This window comes from Microbacterium trichothecenolyticum (genome assembly GCF_000956465.1).
GTDB classification, from domain to species: Bacteria; Actinomycetota; Actinomycetes; order Actinomycetales; family Microbacteriaceae; genus Microbacterium; species Microbacterium trichothecenolyticum.
This window is the reverse complement of record NZ_JYJA01000040.1, coordinates 21,890-38,868: the sequence shown is the minus strand read 5'-3', so window position 1 is coordinate 38,868 and position 16,979 is coordinate 21,890. Positions and strand designations below refer to the sequence as shown.

Annotated in this window: 14 protein-coding genes; 6 read left to right on the top strand and 8 right to left on the bottom strand. The window is 71.4% G+C overall.

The genetic code is table 11. The features are described from left to right. The 3 genes from RS82_RS17370 to RS82_RS17360 all read right to left on the bottom strand — a co-directional run bounded on the left by RS82_RS17370 (position 1) and on the right by RS82_RS17360 (position 3,917). On the bottom strand, positions 1 to 1,776 hold the full coding sequence (locus RS82_RS17370; protein WP_084695741.1) for a SulP family inorganic anion transporter: 1,776 nt from the start codon (positions 1,774 to 1,776) through the stop codon (positions 1 to 3). A gap of 49 nt (positions 1,777 to 1,825) precedes the next feature. Continuing rightward, positions 1,826 to 2,971 (bottom strand): hypothetical protein, encoded by a 1,146-nt coding sequence (locus RS82_RS17365; RefSeq protein ID WP_425411898.1) that lies wholly within the window; start codon positions 2,969 to 2,971, stop codon positions 1,826 to 1,828. A 112-nt stretch (positions 2,972 to 3,083) separates the two neighbouring features. Next, positions 3,084 to 3,917 carry an NAD(P)/FAD-dependent oxidoreductase gene (locus tag RS82_RS17360; protein ID WP_045301790.1) on the bottom strand — a complete coding sequence of 278 codons (834 nt, stop codon included), beginning with the start codon at positions 3,915 to 3,917 and terminating at the stop codon, positions 3,084 to 3,086. Between the two features lie 53 nt (positions 3,918 to 3,970). On the opposite strand from RS82_RS17360, the gene RS82_RS17355 reads away from it, so the two are divergent. Next, the gene (locus RS82_RS17355; protein WP_084695740.1) at positions 3,971 to 4,456 is read left to right on the top strand and encodes a MerR family transcriptional regulator; all 486 of its coding nucleotides are present in this window, start codon (positions 3,971 to 3,973) and stop codon (positions 4,454 to 4,456) included. A gap of 9 nt (positions 4,457 to 4,465) precedes the next feature. Further along, positions 4,466 to 5,830, top strand: coding sequence for an ATP-dependent DNA helicase (locus RS82_RS17350; protein WP_045301789.1), 1,365 nt, complete (start codon positions 4,466 to 4,468; stop codon positions 5,828 to 5,830). A gap of 6 nt (positions 5,831 to 5,836) precedes the next feature. Here the strand turns inward: RS82_RS17350 and RS82_RS17345 are convergent, their stop codons facing one another. Together RS82_RS17345 and RS82_RS17340 are read right to left on the bottom strand one after the other, a co-directional pair. After that, a complete protein-coding gene (locus RS82_RS17345) occupies positions 5,837 to 6,499 on the bottom strand; it encodes a biliverdin-producing heme oxygenase (RefSeq protein ID WP_045301787.1) in 663 nt (220 codons plus the stop codon). 45 nt (positions 6,500 to 6,544) lie between these two features. Continuing rightward, a complete protein-coding gene (locus tag RS82_RS17340) occupies positions 6,545 to 6,871 on the bottom strand; it encodes a DUF2470 domain-containing protein (RefSeq protein WP_045301785.1) in 327 nt (108 codons plus the stop codon). Between the two features lie 80 nt (positions 6,872 to 6,951). Here RS82_RS17340 and RS82_RS17335 point away from each other — a divergent pair, with 80 nt between their 5' ends. The 3 genes from RS82_RS17335 to RS82_RS17325 all read left to right on the top strand — a co-directional run bounded on the left by RS82_RS17335 (position 6,952) and on the right by RS82_RS17325 (position 10,157). Beyond that, positions 6,952 to 8,220: a serine hydrolase domain-containing protein gene (locus RS82_RS17335; RefSeq protein WP_045301783.1), complete on the top strand. Its 1,269-nt coding sequence runs from the start codon at positions 6,952 to 6,954 to the stop codon at positions 8,218 to 8,220. Positions 8,221 to 8,288: 68 nt separating this feature from the next. Next, positions 8,289 to 9,131 (top strand): EamA family transporter, encoded by an 843-nt coding sequence (locus RS82_RS17330; RefSeq protein WP_045302193.1) that lies wholly within the window; start codon positions 8,289 to 8,291, stop codon positions 9,129 to 9,131. 39 nt (positions 9,132 to 9,170) lie between these two features. Beyond that, positions 9,171 to 10,157 carry a Gfo/Idh/MocA family protein gene (locus tag RS82_RS17325; RefSeq protein ID WP_045301781.1) on the top strand — a complete coding sequence of 329 codons (987 nt, stop codon included), beginning with the start codon at positions 9,171 to 9,173 and terminating at the stop codon, positions 10,155 to 10,157. Between the two features lie 15 nt (positions 10,158 to 10,172). Here the strand turns inward: RS82_RS17325 and RS82_RS17320 are convergent, their stop codons facing one another. From RS82_RS17320 to RS82_RS17310, 3 genes are read right to left on the bottom strand one after another with little or no spacing between them, the layout of a single operon-like run. Further along, positions 10,173 to 11,636, bottom strand: coding sequence for a glutamate-cysteine ligase family protein (locus tag RS82_RS17320; protein WP_045301778.1), 1,464 nt, complete (start codon positions 11,634 to 11,636; stop codon positions 10,173 to 10,175). Between the two features lie 35 nt (positions 11,637 to 11,671). Further along, complete coding sequence (locus RS82_RS17315) at positions 11,672 to 12,778, bottom strand: substrate-binding domain-containing protein (RefSeq protein ID WP_045301776.1); 1,107 nt, start codon at positions 12,776 to 12,778, stop codon at positions 11,672 to 11,674. Further along, the gene (locus RS82_RS17310) at positions 12,775 to 14,760 is read right to left on the bottom strand and encodes a heparinase II/III domain-containing protein (RefSeq protein WP_045301774.1); all 1,986 of its coding nucleotides are present in this window, start codon (positions 14,758 to 14,760) and stop codon (positions 12,775 to 12,777) included. Before RS82_RS17310 ends, RS82_RS17315 begins: the two co-directional genes overlap by 4 nt. A gap of 197 nt (positions 14,761 to 14,957) precedes the next feature. Between RS82_RS17310 and RS82_RS17305 the strand changes: the two genes are divergently transcribed. Next, positions 14,958 to 16,949 carry a DUF2264 domain-containing protein gene (locus tag RS82_RS17305; RefSeq protein WP_052676913.1) on the top strand — a complete coding sequence of 664 codons (1,992 nt, stop codon included), beginning with the start codon at positions 14,958 to 14,960 and terminating at the stop codon, positions 16,947 to 16,949. Positions 16,950 to 16,979 lie beyond the last annotated feature (30 nt).

The window sequence follows — 16,979 nt, the reverse complement described above, 5'->3', positions numbered from 1 at the left end:
CTACTCCTTCGCGCGATCCGGGGTGTCGTCACCCGCATCGCGGCGGGGAGTTCCGGGCGCAGCATCCCATTTCGTCCCGCCGATGTCGCCGCGCAGCGTGCCCGTGACCTCGTCGACGGCGGCTCCGACCGTCGGGGCGAAGCGGTCGGACGTGAAGCGGCCGGTGAGGCCGTAGCGGGCGAGCGTGTCGACGACGGGCGACTTGATCTCCGCGATGACGAGACGGATGCCGCGCGCCTCGAGGTACTCGTCGAGCTCGACGAGCTCGTCGGCCGCGGTGGTGTCGATATCGGTGATGGGCTCGGCGGCGAGGATCACCGTGCGGACGTCCGGTCCCGCGGACCGCACGCGCGAGCGCACCCAGTCGTCGAAGATCGCGCCGTTCGCGAAGAACAGCGGTGCGTCGAATCGCACGATGACGATGCCCGGAACGCGGGCGCCCTCGGGATTGCGCGAGAGGTCGTGATAGCCGCGGAGGCCCGCGACACGGCCGAGCTCGGCCTTGTAGGGCCGCCACGAGCGGTTGACGAAGGCGATGAACGACAGCCCGATCGTGATGACGATGCCCTGGAGCACGCCGAACACGAGCACGCCGAGGAAGGCCGCCGCCGAGAGCACCGCATCGACGAGGTTGATGCGGACGAGCCGCACGAACCCGCGGGCGTCGATGAGGCCGATCGCGGCGCTCATGACGACGGCGGCGAGGGTCGCCGAGGGGAGGAACTCGGTGAGTCCCGGCAGGGCGAGGATGAACACGATCAGCAGCACGGCGCCGACCACGCCGGTGAGCTGGGTGCGTGCTCCCGCCTGCTCGGCGACAGGAGTGCGCGACGACGACGCCGAGACCGGGAAGCCGCCGAGCGCGCCGCCGGCGACGTTCGCGATGCCGAGCCCGGCCATCTCCTGGCTGCCGTCGACGCTGTCGCCGCGGCGGGCGGCGAACGTGCGCGACAGCACGGCCGTGTCGGTGAACGCGATGAGCGCGATGCCGGCGGCAGGCAGCGCCAGGGATGCGACATCCGTCCACTCCAGCCCGCCGAGGGCCGGCGCGGGAAGGCCCTGCGGCAGCGCGCCGACCACGGGCAGCGCCGACACGCCGAGGATCGCGGTGAGGACCATCGAGACGACCACGACCACGAGCACTCCCGGCACGGGCAAGCGCAGTGCCTTCAGGGCGAAGATCACCACGAGGGAGCCGATGCCGAACGCTGCGGCGACGGGATCGATGCTGCCGCCCACGATGCCCTCGCCCGTGGCGACCGCTCCCCGCCACAGCGAGGGCGCCTCGACGGAGAAGCCCAGCAGCTTCGGCAGCTGCGACACGATGACGATGACCGCGATCGCGTTCAGGTAGCCGACGCGGATCGGCTTCGACAGCAGATCGGTCACGAACCCGAGGCGCACCAGGCCGCCGATGATGAGCAGCGCGCCGACCATGATCGCCAGCAGCCCCGCGAGCGCGACGGCGCGCGACGGGTCGCCCAGGGCGAGCGGGAGGATGGCGGCCGCGATGATCGGGGCGAGCGACGAGTCCGGGCCGAGCACGAGCACCCGCGACGGGCCGAACACCGCGTACGCCAGCAGCGGCACGATGGTCGCGTACAGGCCGGTCACGGGCGGGAGCCCCGCGACCTCGGCGTAGCCCATGCCCGCGGGGATCAGCAGTGCGGTCACGACGATGCCCGCCCGCACGTCGGGCCAGAGCCAGGCGCGCTGGTAGCCGCGCACGGTCGCGACGGCGGGAATCCACCGCGCGATGCCTTCCTGCGACCTCATCATCGACCCCGGCACCCATCATGGCGCACCGCACGCCGGCGACCGAGCGTCAGGTCGTGTCGGGGCCGGTCACGACGATCGTCGCGGTGCCGTCGGGGCGCACGGTGATCGTGCCCTTGACGATGAAGGGGACGTCCTCGCTGACGTCGCGCACGCGGCCGTCGAAGAGCGAGCGGATGCCGACCTCGATGTGCGCGACCGCCTCCGCGGCGAGGATCGACCAGCCGGCACCGTCGGGCTCGACCGCGACGGTCGGCTGCTGCGTGATCGACCACTTCGGGAGCGAAGTGATGCGGTCCTCCACGAAGAAGCCGAACGGGCACGCGGTCGGCTGCAGCACCTCCTGCGTCGCGCAGGACGTGAGGAACTCCTCGACCTTCTCCTGAACGACGCTGAGGAACTTCTCGGTCGGCTGAGCCACGACATTGACGGGGATCGCGCGGAACGGGCTGTCGGAGAGCACCGCGACACCCGGGGTGCTCGAGATCGCGGTGTCGACCGACACCGAGTACAGCCCGGGCGAGAAGACCAGGAGCGAGACCGGTGCGGCGGGGTCGGCATCCGCCCCTTCCGGGGAGACCTGGCGCTTGTCGAGTTCGAAGCCGTTCACGTCGAAGACCATCGAGCCCGTGACACCGAGGTTCATGACCGCCAGCGGGCTCTTCGCGAACCGCCACGTCGGCGCGAGGCCGATGGAGCCGTCGCGCTCGACCGAGAAGGTCGTGCGGCCGTCGTGTCCGCGTGCCGTGTACTCGATGGTGACGTGTGTGACGTCGCCGTCGAGCTCCTCCGACACGACGTGCGCGTCGCGGATCGGGGCGAGCGCGGAGCTGCGCAGCAGCGCCTCGGACGCCGTGGGCGGAAGTCCGGCCGCCTCGAGCTCTGCCGACGTCACGGCGACCCCGGGCACTGCGAGGGCATCGGCCGCGCGCCCCTCGGCGAGCAGCTGGACGTAGCGCTCGACGAACGCCTTCGGGCTGTAGAACTCGCGCTGCATCACTTCCCAGGCGGCGAACGCGGCGCCGACGAGAACCACGCCGACGACACCGAGCAGGGTCAGATCGAGCACGAGGCGGCGGCGCGTGCGCCGCTTTGCGGGCGGCTGGATCACCTCCTGCTCAGGGCTCGCCGCGGCGGTGCCGGGGGTCGCCGGACCGGCCGGAGGCGCACCCGCGCGACCGGACGACGTGTCCATCACCCCCTGGTCCACGCGCCCAGTCTAGGAAATGCTGGCCGGGAGGGCCCTGTGGACTGCGAGGTTGGGACTCGAAGTCCACTCGGCTCATTGCCGTACCCGCGCGCGCCGGTCAGGGCGTGATCGCGTCGCGCACCGCGCTCGCGCCGGCGAGCTGGCCGGAGGCGATCGCGGCGGCCAACGACACCATGGGACCCGGGACGGCCGCCAGGTGCGCCATGTCGCCGCCCGCGTACACGCCGGGCACCGTGGTGCGCCCCATCGCATCGATCTCCACACCGCCGCTCGGGAGGCTGCCGCAGCCGAGCTGGTCGGCGAACGGAGCGCGCTGCGTCGCCGTCGCGGCGGTGAAGACGCCGGCGACGTTCTCGACCGACCCGTCGGCGAGCGCGAGCTCGAGCCCGCCGTCGACCTCTGTCATGAGAGCGACGTCGGCGGGGCGTGCGATGAAGGCAGACGCGACGACAGGGCGCAGCATCCGTTCGATCATCTCGGCGTGCTCGCCGTCGATGAGGATGCCGACGCGCCGGCCGGCGAACTCGTGGCCGTGGCAGAACGGGCACTGCGCGACGAGGCGCCCCCACTGCTCGGCGAGGCCGGGAACCGGCGGCAGCTCGTCGCGCATGCCCGTCGCGAGCACGAGGCGCGCTGCGCGCTCCGTGCTGTCGGCGGTGGTCACCTCGAAGTCGCCGATCGATCCCGACACGGCGGTGACGGCCGTCGTGCGCACCCCGACGGTGTCGTAGGCGCCGAGTTCGTCACGGGCGAGCCGGCGCAGCTCGGCAGGGCTCCGGCCATCGTTGGTGAGGAGGTTGTGGGCGTGCTCCACCGTCGCGTTGCGGTACTCGCCGGAGTCGAGCAGGAGCACGCTGCGGTGCATGCGGCCGATGGTGAGCGCGGCCTGGAGGCCGGCCGGGCCGCCGCCGATCACGATGACGTCGTACATGGGGATCCTCTCGTCGGATTGCATCCGCCTCGATCCTGTGACTTCATGTCGACATGAAGTCAAGTCTGCCGATCGGAGACGCCGCCGCCAGGTTCTCGCTGCCCACGAACGTGCTGCGGCACTGGGAGGAAGTGGGGCTGCTGCGGCCCGACCGCGACGGCGCCGGGCGCCGCCGCTACGGAGACGACGACCTGGTGCGCATCGGCGTGATCGTGCGGAGCAAGAACGCCGGCATGAGCCTCGAGCAGATCGGCGTGCTGCTGGACGAGCAGGCGCCCGAGCGGCACCGCGTGCTCGAGGAGCACCTCGCCGACCTCGAGGGCCGTATGGCCGACATGGAGCGTTCGCGGCGCATGACCGAGCACGCCCTGCGCTGCCGGTCCCACGACATCACGACGTGCCCACGGTTCCGGGCGATCATGGACGAGGTCGTGGCGGGCACCGGCCGCTGGCGCGAGGCCGACGAACCGCCTGTGGAGAGCGGGCGGGTGTCCACCGATCGCGGCGCGAAGGGCCGGGACACGGCATCCGCTCGTTAACATGAGTCGGTGAACACTCCGCCTCTGTCTGCCGAGCAGGAGGCGCTGTTCCGGCTCATCGAAGACACCCGCGAGCACGTGTTCGTGACGGGGCGCGCGGGCACGGGCAAGTCGACGCTGCTGCAGCACCTCGCGTGGAACACGAACAAGCAGATCGCGGTGTGCGCGCCGACGGGAGTCGCGGCCCTCAACGTCGAGGGCCAGACGATCCACTCGCTCTTCAAGCTGCCGCTCGGCATCATCGGCTCGCACGACGAGGACCAGTCCGACGCCACCCGCAAGCTGCTCAACGCGATCGACACCCTCGTGATCGACGAGATCTCGATGGTCAACGCCGACCTCATGGACGCGATCGACCGTTCGCTGCGCAAGGCGCGTGGGCGGCGCGGCGAGCCGTTCGGCGGCACGCAGATCGTCATGTTCGGCGACCCGTACCAGCTCGCGCCCGTGCCGCCTCGCGGCGACGAGCTGCGGTACGTGCAGGACCATTACCGGTCGTTCTGGTTCTTCGACGCCAAGGTGTGGGTGGGCGAGGCGGCGACCGACGGCATCCTCGACGTCGGGTCGTACGGCGCCGACCTCAACATCCGAGAACTCGTCGACATCCACCGCCAGTCCGATCCGGCGTTCAAGGCGATGCTCAATGCCGTGCGGTACGGCCGCGTGACGGCCGACATCGCCGAGGTGCTCAACACGACCGGCGCGCGCACTCCCCCGGACCCGCTCGACGGCGAGCACCCGATCATCACGCTCGCGACGCGCAACGACATCGTCAACAACATCAACAGCCGCCACCTCGCCGAGCTCGTGGGCCGGGAGCAGACGGCGATGGCGGAGGTCAACGGCGACTTCGGACGAGGGGATGCCGCGTACCCGGCCGATCTCGAGCTCAAGCTCAAGGTCGGCGCCCAGGTGATGTTCCTGCGCAACGACACCGCCGCCTTCGGCGAGCCGCCGCGGTGGGTCAACGGCACGATCGGAACGGTCACCCGCATCGCCGGCGAGACCGTGCGGGTCGACGTCGAGGGCGAGGAGTTCGACGTCGAGCCGTCGGTGTGGGAGAAGTACCGCTACTCGTACAACCCCGGGTCCAAGACGCTCACCCGCGACATCGTGGCCGAGTTCACGCAGTTCCCGCTGCGGCTGGCGTGGGCGGTGACGATCCACAAGTCGCAGGGCAAGACCTACGACCGCGCGATCATCGACCTCGGCTCCGGGGCCTTCGCGCCGGGGCAGACGTACGTCGCGCTGTCGCGACTGACCTCGCTCGACGGTCTGTACCTCTCACGGCCACTGCGGCCCCGCGACATCCAGGTCGACCCCGACGTGCGGCGATTCATGGCGTCCGCGGTGCGCGGCACACCCGTCGCCTGACCCGCGTCAGGCGACGTGCGATGCCTGAGCGGCCTTGGCGGCGGCCAGATCCTCGAAGAGCTCGGTGTTGAAGCGGTACGCCAGCAGGACCTCGTCGATCACGCGCTCCTGCTCCGCGGCATCCCACGGGGCAGCGTCGAGCTGCTCGCGATACACGTCCTTGAAGGACTTCGGGTCGGCGATGTCATCGAACAGGTAGAAGCCGATGCCGTTCGTGTCGAACCCGAAGCGGCGGGCCATCAGGCGCCCGATGAACTGGCCGCCCGAGAGGTCGCCGAGGTAGCGCGTGTAGTGGTGCGCGACGAACCCGCCCGCCCACGTGGCGCCGACCTCGTTGATGCGGTCGACGTAGCGGCGCGTCGTCGGGAGCGGCTCGATGCGGTCGCGCCAGTCGGGACCGACGAGGAACTCGAGGTCGGCCTCGAGCGCGGGAAGCCGTGTGAGCTTGTCGGAGATGAACACCGCCGCGACCGGGTCGTTGCGCATCTGGCCGGCGGTGCGCTCGAGCGCCTCGTAGATGAACCAGTGCTGCACCACGAGGGCGACGTAGTCCTCGCGTGTGCCCTCCCCCTTCATGAGGTCGGCCATGAAGCGGGAGTGCTCGCTCGACGAGTGCGAGCTGCTGGAGCGCTCGCGCAGGGCGGTGGAGAACGGGATCGGGTCGCTCATACCTTCATGCTAACTGAAGATAAGGCGAACCTAACCACCAATTTCCTATGCGTGCGGTCGGGGCTCGATGCCGAGGCGGTGGCACGCCTCGTCGTAGAGGGCGACGATCTCGCGGCGCACCTCGCGGCGCTCCGTGATCGGGCCCGACGGCCACGCGACGGCGATCTCGGCCGTCGACCCGTCGGCGAGCGTCGCCTCCCAGACCCCTCGATCCCCGTCGAACCCGGTCATCGTCGCGGCGCTGATCTCGGCCGCGGCCACTCCAGCGTCCGCGGCGAACGCCCGCGAGATCAGGAGGTTGTCGTCGGCGTGGTCGCCGTTCATGTGGCCGAGCACGCCGGTGAGGGCGGCGTCGTCGAAGTGATGGGTCATGCCATCACCCTACGGATCGCCGTTCAACGCAAGCGACCATGGTGTGTTTGAATTCATTGCACGATCATCGGGGGGTGAGAATGCGGACCCGCTCCACACATCGACGCGCCATCGCGGTCGTCGCCGGTGCCGTCACATCCGCTCTGCTCTTCGCCGGGTGTTCTTTCGAAGGCGACATCCAGCCGGACGTACCTCCTCAGACGACCGCTGCCTTCGCCGACGAGACCGTGCAGCAGCTGACGGATGCCGTCACCCACGCGATGGGCGTCACCGGGTCCTCAGGGGCGATCGTGGGCGTGTGGGCGCCGTGGAGCGGGAGCTGGGTCGCCGGCCTCGGCACGCAGCGCCCGGACGGCGGGGGCGAGGTCACTGACGACCTGGTGTTCCGTGCCGGCAAGGTCACGCGCGCCATGACGTGCGACGTGCTGTTCGAGGCCGCCGCCGAGGGCAAGGTGAAGCTCGACGACAGCATCACCGAGTACGTCTCGGGCGTGCCCGACCTGAAGGACGTGACGCTCATCGAGCTCTGCGACGGGACGTCCGGCATCGGCTCGTACGCCGGTCAGCTGTACTCGTCCTGGCTCTCGAATCCCGGCCGGAACTGGGATCCGCGGTATCTGGCGAGCTTCGGCCTCGGCCAGCCGCGCACGGCCGACCCGGGCGTCGCCTATCGCGACTCCGACGCGGGGTACGTGCTGCTCGGCCTCGCCCTGGAACGTGCGACCGAGGCGACGGCCGCCGACCTCATCCACGGCTATGTCGCTGATCCACTCGGCCTCGATGCCACCGCACTCGGAGAGCTCCCCGACTCGGGCGTGCTCAAAGGCGGGCAGTCGGTCAACAACGCCGAGGGCGCGCTCGACTGCGCGCAGCCGCTCGATCTCACCACGGCGTCGTCCAGCAGCGGCTTCACCGACGCCGGCGTGATCACCGACATCCACGATCTCGGCCGCTACGTGCAGTCGCTGGCGTCGGGCTCCCTCGTCGAGGACGACGACCGCTTCAACGCACCCGTGGCGGTCGCCGCCGATGCCCCGTCGTGGTACGCCGCGGACGGCGGCGCGCTGATCGCCGGATCGCTCATCGGCCAGTACGGCAAGGTGCCCGGGTACATCACCGCGGCCTTCGCCGATCCCGCAACCGGGCTGACCGTCGCGATCGTCCTGAACAACTCCGCTGCCGACGCCGCGGTGGGCGAGTACCTCGCGTGGGAGCTGGCGGCGATCGCGTCGAAGACGCCCGCCACGGCAGGCGAGACGGCGCCGGAGGCCGGTCTTCCCTGGACCGCCGAGCAGTACCACGCCGCGATCGACACGCTCGCGGTCTGCACTCCGCCGGCATCGGAGTGAACGCCCGGTCAGGTTCCGGGAGCACGAGGGTCTCGAGCGGCGGCCGGCCGGGGACGACGCCCGCGATCCTGCTGGTGATCGCCGGCCTCGCCTGCCAGGAGGTCGGCGCGTCGATCGCCGTCCTGCTGTTCCCGCAGGTCGGGCCGCTCGGCATGGTCATGCTGCGCCTGGTGTTCTCGGCCATCGTGCTGCTGCTGATCGCGCGACCCCGCGTGCGCGGTCACTCACGCGCCGACTGGACGGCGGTGGCGCTCTTCGGACTGGTGCTCGCGCTGATGAACGGCCTGTTCTACCTCGCCCTCGAGCGCCTTCCCCTCGGGGTCACCGTGACCATCGAGGTGCTGGGCCCCCTCGTGCTGTCGATCGTCGCGGCCCGCCGGGCGTCGGCGTGGCTATGGGCGCTCCTGGCCCTCGCCGGAGTCGTGGCTCTGGGCGGTGGCGGATGGGACCGCCTCGACCCGCTCGGCGTGCTGTTCGCGCTCGGCGCCGCCGGCAGCTGGGCGTTCTACATCCTGTCCTCGGCGCGCGTCGGACGGGCGTTCCCCAAGCTCGACGGGCTCGCGCTCGCGATGACGATCGGTGCCCTCATCGCCCTCCCCTTCGGCATCGCGGATGCCGGCGCCGTCCTCCTGCGGATCGAGATCGTCGCGCTCGGTGCAGCGGTGGCGGTGCTGTCGTCGACGATCCCCTACGCCTTCGAGCTCATCGCGCTCCGACGCCTCCCGGCGGCCGTCTTCGCGATCCTGATGAGCCTTGCACCGGCGACCGCGGCGCTCGCGGGGTTCATATTCCTCGGGCAACATATGACGTGGCTCGAGCTCCTCGGCATCGCACTGGTCATCGCCGCGAGCATCGGTGCCATCCGGTCCTCCGCCCGCGCTGCGCGCGAGGCGGCGGAGCCGGTCGCCTGACCGGAGTGTGACGAGCCCACGGCTCGGTAGCATCGGGCCATGGCGCAGCTGCAGACGAGATGGGCGGTCCTCGGGCCGGGGTGGATCAGTCGGGACTTCGTGGTCGGACTGCGGGCATCGGAATACGGGATGCTGCATGCCGTGGGCAGCTCGTCGGCCCCGCGCGCGGCGGCGTTCTCGGCGGAGCACGGGGCCGAGGCATCCGGAACCTACGACGAGATCCTCGCGCGCGACGACGTCGACGCGGTGTACATCGGGACGGTCCACACGGCCCACGCCGACCTCGCGATCCGCTCTCTCGAAGCGGGCAAGGCTGTGCTCTGCGAGAAGCCCGCCAGTCCGACGCTCGCGGAGGTCGAGCGGATCCTGGAGGCCGCCGAGCGCACGCAGCGGCCCTTCCTCGAGGCGTTCAAGACGCGTTTCGGCCCGTTCGCCGAGTCGCTGCGCGAGCTCGCCGCCGGCGGTGAGCTCGGAGCACCCCGGCGATTCGAGGGGGCCTTCGGCTTCGACGCCGGTACGCGCGAGGGACGTCTGTTCGACCCGGCGGTCGGGGGCGGCGCGATCCTCGACGTGGGGTGCTACCCGCTGGCGCTCGCGATCGACCTCGCGGCCGCGGCGGGGCAGCCGATCGCGCCGGAGTACCGGGCGTTCGAGGCCGAGCTGGTGAGTGGCGTCGACGGCACGGCGTCCGCCGAGCTCGCGTTCGGCGACCTGACGGCCGGGATCGCGACATCGGTGATCGAGAACCTGTCCCACACCGGCGTGCTGCGATTCGCCGACGCCGAGGTCGTGCTGCCGAACGTCTGGGGCAGTCGCACCGAGAGCCCGTCGACGCTGATCGTGCGCCGCGGGACTGACGAGCGCATCGTCGAGCTGCCGGTGGTGCAGCCGATGGCCGTCGAGGCCGACGCGCTGTCGCTGGCGCTCGCCGAGGGACGGCTCGAGGTGCCCGAGATGCCGTGGGCCCACACGCGCGCCGCGGCTCGCGTGCTCACCGACTGGCGTGCGGCCGCCCTCGCCGGCTGACGCGGTAGGCCCGCGTCATTCCCAGGTGTGCACGGGCTCGTTCGTGTGCATCGCCTCGCGGTACTCGAGCAGGGTGGCGCGCAGCGCGTCGTAGCGATCCATGTCCGCCCGGCGACGCATGCGGTCCGTGAACCAACCGGCTCCGGTGACACCGGTGAGACACCGACCTTCGATGATGCCGAGCAGGCGATCGCGGACGGATGCCTCGACCCCCCACGCCTCGAGACCTCGATGCGCGAGCGGCAACAGGCGCCGCAGCACGAGCTCGGTCGCCGGCACCTGCCCGACGCCTGGCCAGTACTGCTGGGCGTCGATGCCGTCGCGGGCGGCGCTGTGGAAGTTCTCCTCGGCGGCGGTGAACGACAGCTGCGACCACAGCGGGCGGTCGTTCTCGGCGATCGCGCGTACGAGCCCGAAGTAGAACGCGGCGTTGGCCATGATGTCGGCGACCGTCGGCCCGGCGGCGAGCAGGCGGTTCTCGACGCGCAGGTGCGGCACAGCGTCGGCGACGTCGTAGATCGGGCGGTTCCACCGGTAGACCGTGCCGTTGTGCAGGCGCAGCTCCGCGAGCGCCGGGATGCCGCCGGCGTCGAGCACCGCCATCGGATCGTCGTCGTGGACGATCGGCAGGAGCGCCGGGAAGTACCGGACGTTCTCCTCGAAGAGGTCGAACACCGAGGTGATCCAGCGCTCGCCGAACCACACCCGCGGCCGCACGCCCTGCACCTTCAGCTCCTCGCTGCGGGTGTCGGTGGCCTGCTCGAACAGCGGGATCCGCGTCTCGCGCCACAGCTCCTTGCCCAGCAGATACGGCGAGTTCGCCGACATCGCGAGCTGCACGCCCGCGATCGCCTGCGAGGCGTTCCAGTACGCCGCGAACGAGTCCGGCGAGGTCTGGACGTGCAGCTGCGTGCTGGTGCAGGCCGCCTCGGGAAGGATCGAGTCCGCCGTCGTGAGCAGTCGCTCGGGCCCGTCGATCTTGATCAGGATGTCCTCGCCGCGCGCGGCGAGGATCTGCTCGCTGAGCAGCCGGTACCGCGGATTGGCGCTGATGCTGTCGGGCCGCAGGTGCCCCTCGCCGAGCGTCGGAAGGATGCCGATCATCACGAGGTGCGCGCCGACCGTCGACGACCGCTCTTCGGCGTGGTTGAGGCTGCGCCGCAGGCCCTCCTCGAAGGTCGTGAGGCCGCCTTCGCGCAGGCGCGCCGGCGGCACGTTGATCTCGATGTTGAACTGGCCGAGCTCGGTCTGGAACGCAGCATCCGCGATCGCTTCCAGAGCCTCCGCGTTGCGCAGCGCGGGGTCGCCGTCGTCGTCGACGAGATTCAGCTCGACCTCGAGACCCGTCAGCGGGTCATCGGTGTCGAAGTGCGCCTCGCGCAGCATGCGCGCGAACACGTCGAGGTTGCGCCGGACCTTCTCGCGATGGCGTGTGCGGTCGGCGCGGGTGAACTCCTGTGCCGGGACGTCCTCCCCCATGGCGGAACTCTAGCGAGCCCCGCGCGATTGCGCGCCTACGCGCCCCGGGGCGGAGCCGTCGAGCCGCGCACGTTCAGCGTGGGGTTGAGCACGACGCGGTGCACCGGGCGCATGGGGTCCTCGATGCGCCGTGCCAGCAGATCGACGGCCGCACGACCGACCGAGTTGCGGGGCGGGCTCACCGCGGTGAGCGCGGGCGTGAAGAGCTCGGCCACCTCGTCGTCGTAGGCGACGACCGACAGGTCGCCGGGCACCGAGATCCCCCGGTTCAGCGCCAGATCGACGAACGCCATCGCCTCCGGGTCGGAGTGCACCAGGATGGCCGTGACCGAGTTCGACAGCGCCGCGTCGAGCGTCGCGTCCACGACCGCCGAGAAGTCGGGACTCGTGCGCGGCGGCAGGCTCGTCTCGAAGTGGTCAGACGGGGTGAGGCCGAGCTCGAGGCAGGCGGCCTGCCAGCCGGCGGCGATCTTGCGCGACGTGGGCGAGTCCCGCGCGATGATGAGCCCGACGCGGCGGTGGCCGAGTGAGGCGAGGTGCCGGGCCGCGAGCACGGCGCCGAGAGCATGGTCGGTCGTGACGTTCTCGACCGGGCTGCCGTCCGGCAGCACCACCGCGTCCCGCTCCACCAGCACGTTGGGAACACCGCACTCGGCGAGCCACTGCACGACGTCCTGCGCGTGGGGCGTGTCGGTGTTCGGCGCGACGACGAGCCCGCGCACGCCCTCGGTGTGGACGAGCCGCTCGAGCACCGGGCGCTCGTCCTGCAGCTCGTACGACGCGCCGCGCAGCACCACGCGCAGACCGTGGCGCGTCGCCTCGGTCTCGGCGCCGCGCACGACGCTCGGCCAGTAGAAGCTGAGCGACGGCACGAGCATCGCGATCGACCCCGTCCGAGTGGAGGTGGGCTGATGCCCCGGCTCGACGTCGTCGAATCCCCCCGCGGGAGGCACAGCGCCGCCGTGGACGCGGACGAGCAGCCCCTCGCGCTCCATCTGGGCGAGGTCGCGGCGCAGAGTCACCGGGGCGACGCCGAGTTCGTCCATGAGCTGCGCGACCCGCACGGCGCCGTCGCGTTCGAGCGTGGCCATCACGTGCGCCCGCCGTTCCGCGGCCAGCAGCGCCGGAGTCTGGTCGGTCATCGGGCGTCCTCCGCGTTCGTCAGGTCCAGTTCTACCGTGACGGCGACCGACTCGGCCGTCGTCACGTCCAGATCGAGCCGGGTGAGTCGCGCGCCCCACACGCTCGACAGCACCGGGTCGTCGAGTTCGCGCACCACGAGAGAGGCCTCCACGCCCTCGGGCCACGAGATGCGCACGGGCGTCGCGCCGTCGAGCGGCGTGACGGTGACGGATGCCGCGTCCCGGCGCACATCGCCGGCCAGCAGCATCCGCACCTGGGTCTTCTCGTCCGTCCGGGGCGTTTCGACATGCTCGGCGGCCGAAGCCGGCCACGCGTCCTCGATCACGACGCGCCGCGTCTCGCGCTCGAGGCGCACCGTGCGCCGCCACGGCGCCGCGCCGGCGTACGCACCCGAAAGGTCGAGCGACATGGACGCGCCGTCCACGGACACCTCGACGCCGGAGGCCGCGAACTCGGCGCCGGGGCTCTGCTCGACACCGCCGATCACGGGCACGTTGTGCCACCCGCTCTGCATCGTCCAGATGTCGTAGCGGCCGGGCCCGAAGGTCTGCAGGGTGTACGTCGGCCGGCCTGCGTCGACGATGACGGGCACGCCGTCCGACGCGACGACGAACGAGCCGACGTCGTTGTGGTTGTGGTGCTCGCCGTTGTGCCCGCCCTTGACCGCGACCGTCAGGCCGCGCGCGGTCCCGCCGTGCTCCCGGGCCAGCAGCACCTCGGTCGAGGGCAGCCAGACGTCGCGGGGGAACGGCGGCGTGTCGCATGCCGCGCTCACCCAGACCGGATCCGTGATGCCGCGCAGCAGGCGCCCGAAACCCTCGTGCTCCGTGGCCGCGGGGGTGCCGGCGCAGCGATGCGACGCGGCGTGGGCGGCAGCACCGGAGTCTCCCGCGTTCCACGCGGCACGATGCAGGGCGTGCCAGGGCTGCGCGGCGGAGACACGCGCCTGTCCATCGGCGAGGTTCAGGTACCAGTCGCCGCCGAGATGCATGCGGTGCGGGAACGCGACGGTCTCGCGCAGCGCCGCGATGCCGGACGCGTCGAGCACTCCCCCGGTCGCGTGGCGCACGAGGTCGAGGGCTTCGAGGGCGCGGCATGCGCCGTTCCACCAGTACGCGTAGCCCTCGTCGATCGCGCCGTCGGCCGGCAGCGCCGAGACGTACCGGTCGATGCCTTCGATGGCCAGGGCGACGATGCGCGCCCGCTCGTCGGCTTCGGACGGGTCGTCGAGCAGCCGCAGCGCCGCGGTGATCACGTTGCCGTGGATCCACGGGTTCCAGTTGTGCACGTCGCCGTCGAGGCCGATCCAGTGCCAGTCGCGGCGATCGGTGAAGGGCTGGAACACGCGCACGCGCGCCTCGTGGCGGATGCGGGAACGGATGCCGGGGTACCGGGCCTCGAGCCGTGCGCCGAGGAGCTGGTCGACCCACGTGAGCAGAGCGACCGCTTCGCCCGCGCCGAGGTCGAGGTACGGGGCTGTCACCGTGGGAAGCACGGATCCGCGCTCCCGGAACGCATCGTCGTGGGCGGGCCAGCACCAGCTGCTCTGCTCGCAGATCAGCCAGACGCCGTCGAGCACCTCGGCCAGCCACCCGCGGCCGAGCTCGGGGTCGTCGGCGTGGTGCGCGGCGGCGATCGCCGCTCGGGCGAGGCGGAATTGGCGCTCGAAGACGACGGTCTCCCACCCGACGCGGTCGCCGTCGTCGTGGATGCGTGCCGCGGCGGTGGCGAGCGGGACGCCCCACGGACGGCCGAGGTCGTCGTGGGCGCGGGCGAGGACGTCAGCGATGGCGACGGGGTCGGCGCTGCCGTCGGGCCCCCAGACGGTGCGGTCGGCGGAGGTCGCGACCGGGAGCGCGCCCTCCGCGGGCGCGAGGAGGGAGGCGAGGGTCGCACCGAGATCGCCGTCTACGCCGGCCTGTCGGTGGTAGACGGCGGCCAGCTCGCCCTCGAAGGTCGCGGTCGAGGCATCCGTCGTCAAGGTTCCTCCTCGTTGATTCACCAGGGGCGGGGGATCCACCTCGCAGTGAGACTCGCTATGAGTTCAAAGCGATCATAAACGATCATAACGAATCTCAAACAACCTTGCAATGAACGAATTGGGTTGCTACAGTCCCAAACGTTCGCTTTCCGCTGATCAGATTCCAGCGGCGAGAAGAAGGCATCAAGGGAGATCCAGTGACGGTCCAGCAGCCCACCACGTCGGCGCACATCGCGACGGGCTTCGATTGGACACGTGACGAATGGCTCGCCTACGCCGATCGCCTTCTCGACACCGCCCGCACCCACGCCTCGCCGGGTGGTGGCCGCATCCACTTCCCGGGCGCCGAGGGCGGCTACGGCCACGCCGTCGATGGGCTCGAGGGTTTCGCCCGCACGTTCCTCCTCGCCGGCTTCCGCATCGCCGGGGCGCGGGGGGAGGGCACCGAGGACCTCGCCGACTTCTACCGTCGCGGGATCGTGACGGGCGTCGACCCCGAGGCCGAGGACCGCTGGGTCCGTCTCGACGAGCACGCTCAGGCCAAGGTCGAGGCAGCGTCGCTCGCACTCGTGCTCGACATGACGCGCCCGTGGATCTGGGACCGCCTCGACGAGGTCACCCGGCAGCGGGTCATCGACTACCTCGCGCCGGTCGTGGGCGATGCGACATACCCCAAGACGAACTGGCTCTGGTTCCGCGTCGTCGTGCAGACGTTCCTCCGCTCGGTCGGCGGGCCGTGGTCGGCCGACGACATCGCCGACGACCTCGCTCTGCACGATGTGCTCGTCCGGGACGACGGCTGGATCTCGGACGGCTTCGAGCGCTCCTACGACCATTACGTCGGCTGGGCCCTGCACACCTACCCCGTGCTGTGGTCGCGCATGCAGGGCGCTGAAGAGCTCGCCGGCGGCCGCACGCCCGGCGACATCGCGCGCCTCGACCGCTTCCTGCAGGACGCCGTGACCCTCGTCGGCGCCGACGGCTCGCCGCTCGTGCAGGGCCGCAGCCTCATCTACCGCTTCGCCGCTGCCGCCCCGTTCTGGGTCGGTGCGATCGCCGAGGTCCCGTCCGTGCCGCTCGGACAGCTGCGTCGTGCCGCGAACGCCGTCGTCGCGCACTTCGGCGAGGCCGGCGTTCCGGGGGAGGACGGCGTCCTCACCATGGGCTGGCACCACGAGTGGCGCGAGCTCGCCCAGTCGTACTCGGGTCCCGGCTCACCGTACTGGGCCGTCAAGGGCCTCCTCGGCATCGCCCTCCCCGCCGATCACCCCGTGTGGGCGGCGGACAGCGTGCCGCTGCCGATCGAGACGGGCGACGAGCTGCGCACCGTGCGTCCAGCCGGCTGGGTGATCTCGGGCACGCAGTCCGACGGCATCGTGCGCATCGTCAACCACGGCACCGACCACGCCGCCGACGGCAGCCTCGTCGGCGACTCGCCGCTGTACGCCCGCATCGGGTACGCCACCGCCGCGGGCCCACTCGCGAACCAGCGCGCGTTCGAGGAGCCCCTCGAGCAGTCCGTCGCCCTGGTGGACGCCGCCGGCCGCGCGACCCATCGCGCGGCGATGGACCTCATCGATGTGCGCGTGCAGGTCGGCGAGGGCGGCAGCGTCGGCATCGCCGCCTCCGTCTCGCGCGCCCACTGGATCGACCCCCGCCCGTCGGCCCAGCGCCACGGCTCCGGCATCGACGGCGACATCGAGATCGCCGGCCTCATCGAGGTGCACTCGCTCGTGCGCGGCCCGTGGGAGGTGCGGCTCGCCCGCGTCGACTCGCTGGAGCCCGGCGTCGACGCGGCGTCACTCCGCCTCCGCGTGGGTGGCTGGGCTCTGGCAGCCGCGTCCTTCGATGACGCGTCGACGGATGCTGCCGCCTCGGTACTCGCGAAGGGCCTGAGCAGCAGCATCCGTCCCCTTCTCGGCGACGGCGAGACGAGCGTCGCGACGCGCGAGGACGCCAGCCCGCTGGGGCCGGTCGCCGGCGTGCCGCTCGTGTCGTTCCCGGTCGAGCCGGGCACGTGGAGCGCGACGCTCGTGGAGCTCACCACCGAAGACCTCGCATCGTCCGCCGACGCGGCACACGTCGTCCTCGACGAGGACGGCGACCAGACCACCGCCACGGTCACCTGGCCGGACGGAACGGCGACCACGAGTCGCCTCGCACACCCCGGATCCCCCGCGAACCGGTAACCCGATGGGCCCGAGGACGGGTCCGCAATC

Bases quoted from the DNA above. Each gene is read 5' to 3' on its own strand.
- RS82_RS17370 (WP_084695741.1), bottom strand. From the start codon at position 1,776: ATGAGGTCGCAGGAAGGCATCGCGCGGTGGATTCCCGCCGTCGCGACC.
- RS82_RS17340 (WP_045301785.1), bottom strand. From the start codon at position 6,871: ATGACCCATCACTTCGACGACGCCGCCCTCACCGGCGTGCTCGGCCAC.
- RS82_RS17345 (WP_045301787.1), bottom strand. From the start codon at position 6,499: ATGAGCGACCCGATCCCGTTCTCCACCGCCCTGCGCGAGCGCTCCAGC.
- RS82_RS17365 (WP_425411898.1), bottom strand. From the start codon at position 2,971: ATGGACACGTCGTCCGGTCGCGCGGGTGCGCCTCCGGCCGGTCCGGCG.
- RS82_RS17355 (WP_084695740.1), top strand. From the start codon at position 3,971: ATGAAGTCAAGTCTGCCGATCGGAGACGCCGCCGCCAGGTTCTCGCTG.
- RS82_RS17325 (WP_045301781.1), top strand. From the start codon at position 9,171: ATGGCGCAGCTGCAGACGAGATGGGCGGTCCTCGGGCCGGGGTGGATC.
- RS82_RS17320 (WP_045301778.1), bottom strand. From the start codon at position 11,636: ATGGGGGAGGACGTCCCGGCACAGGAGTTCACCCGCGCCGACCGCACA.
- RS82_RS17335 (WP_045301783.1), top strand. From the start codon at position 6,952: ATGCGGACCCGCTCCACACATCGACGCGCCATCGCGGTCGTCGCCGGT.
- RS82_RS17315 (WP_045301776.1), bottom strand. From the start codon at position 12,778: ATGACCGACCAGACTCCGGCGCTGCTGGCCGCGGAACGGCGGGCGCAC.
- RS82_RS17360 (WP_045301790.1), bottom strand. From the start codon at position 3,917: ATGTACGACGTCATCGTGATCGGCGGCGGCCCGGCCGGCCTCCAGGCC.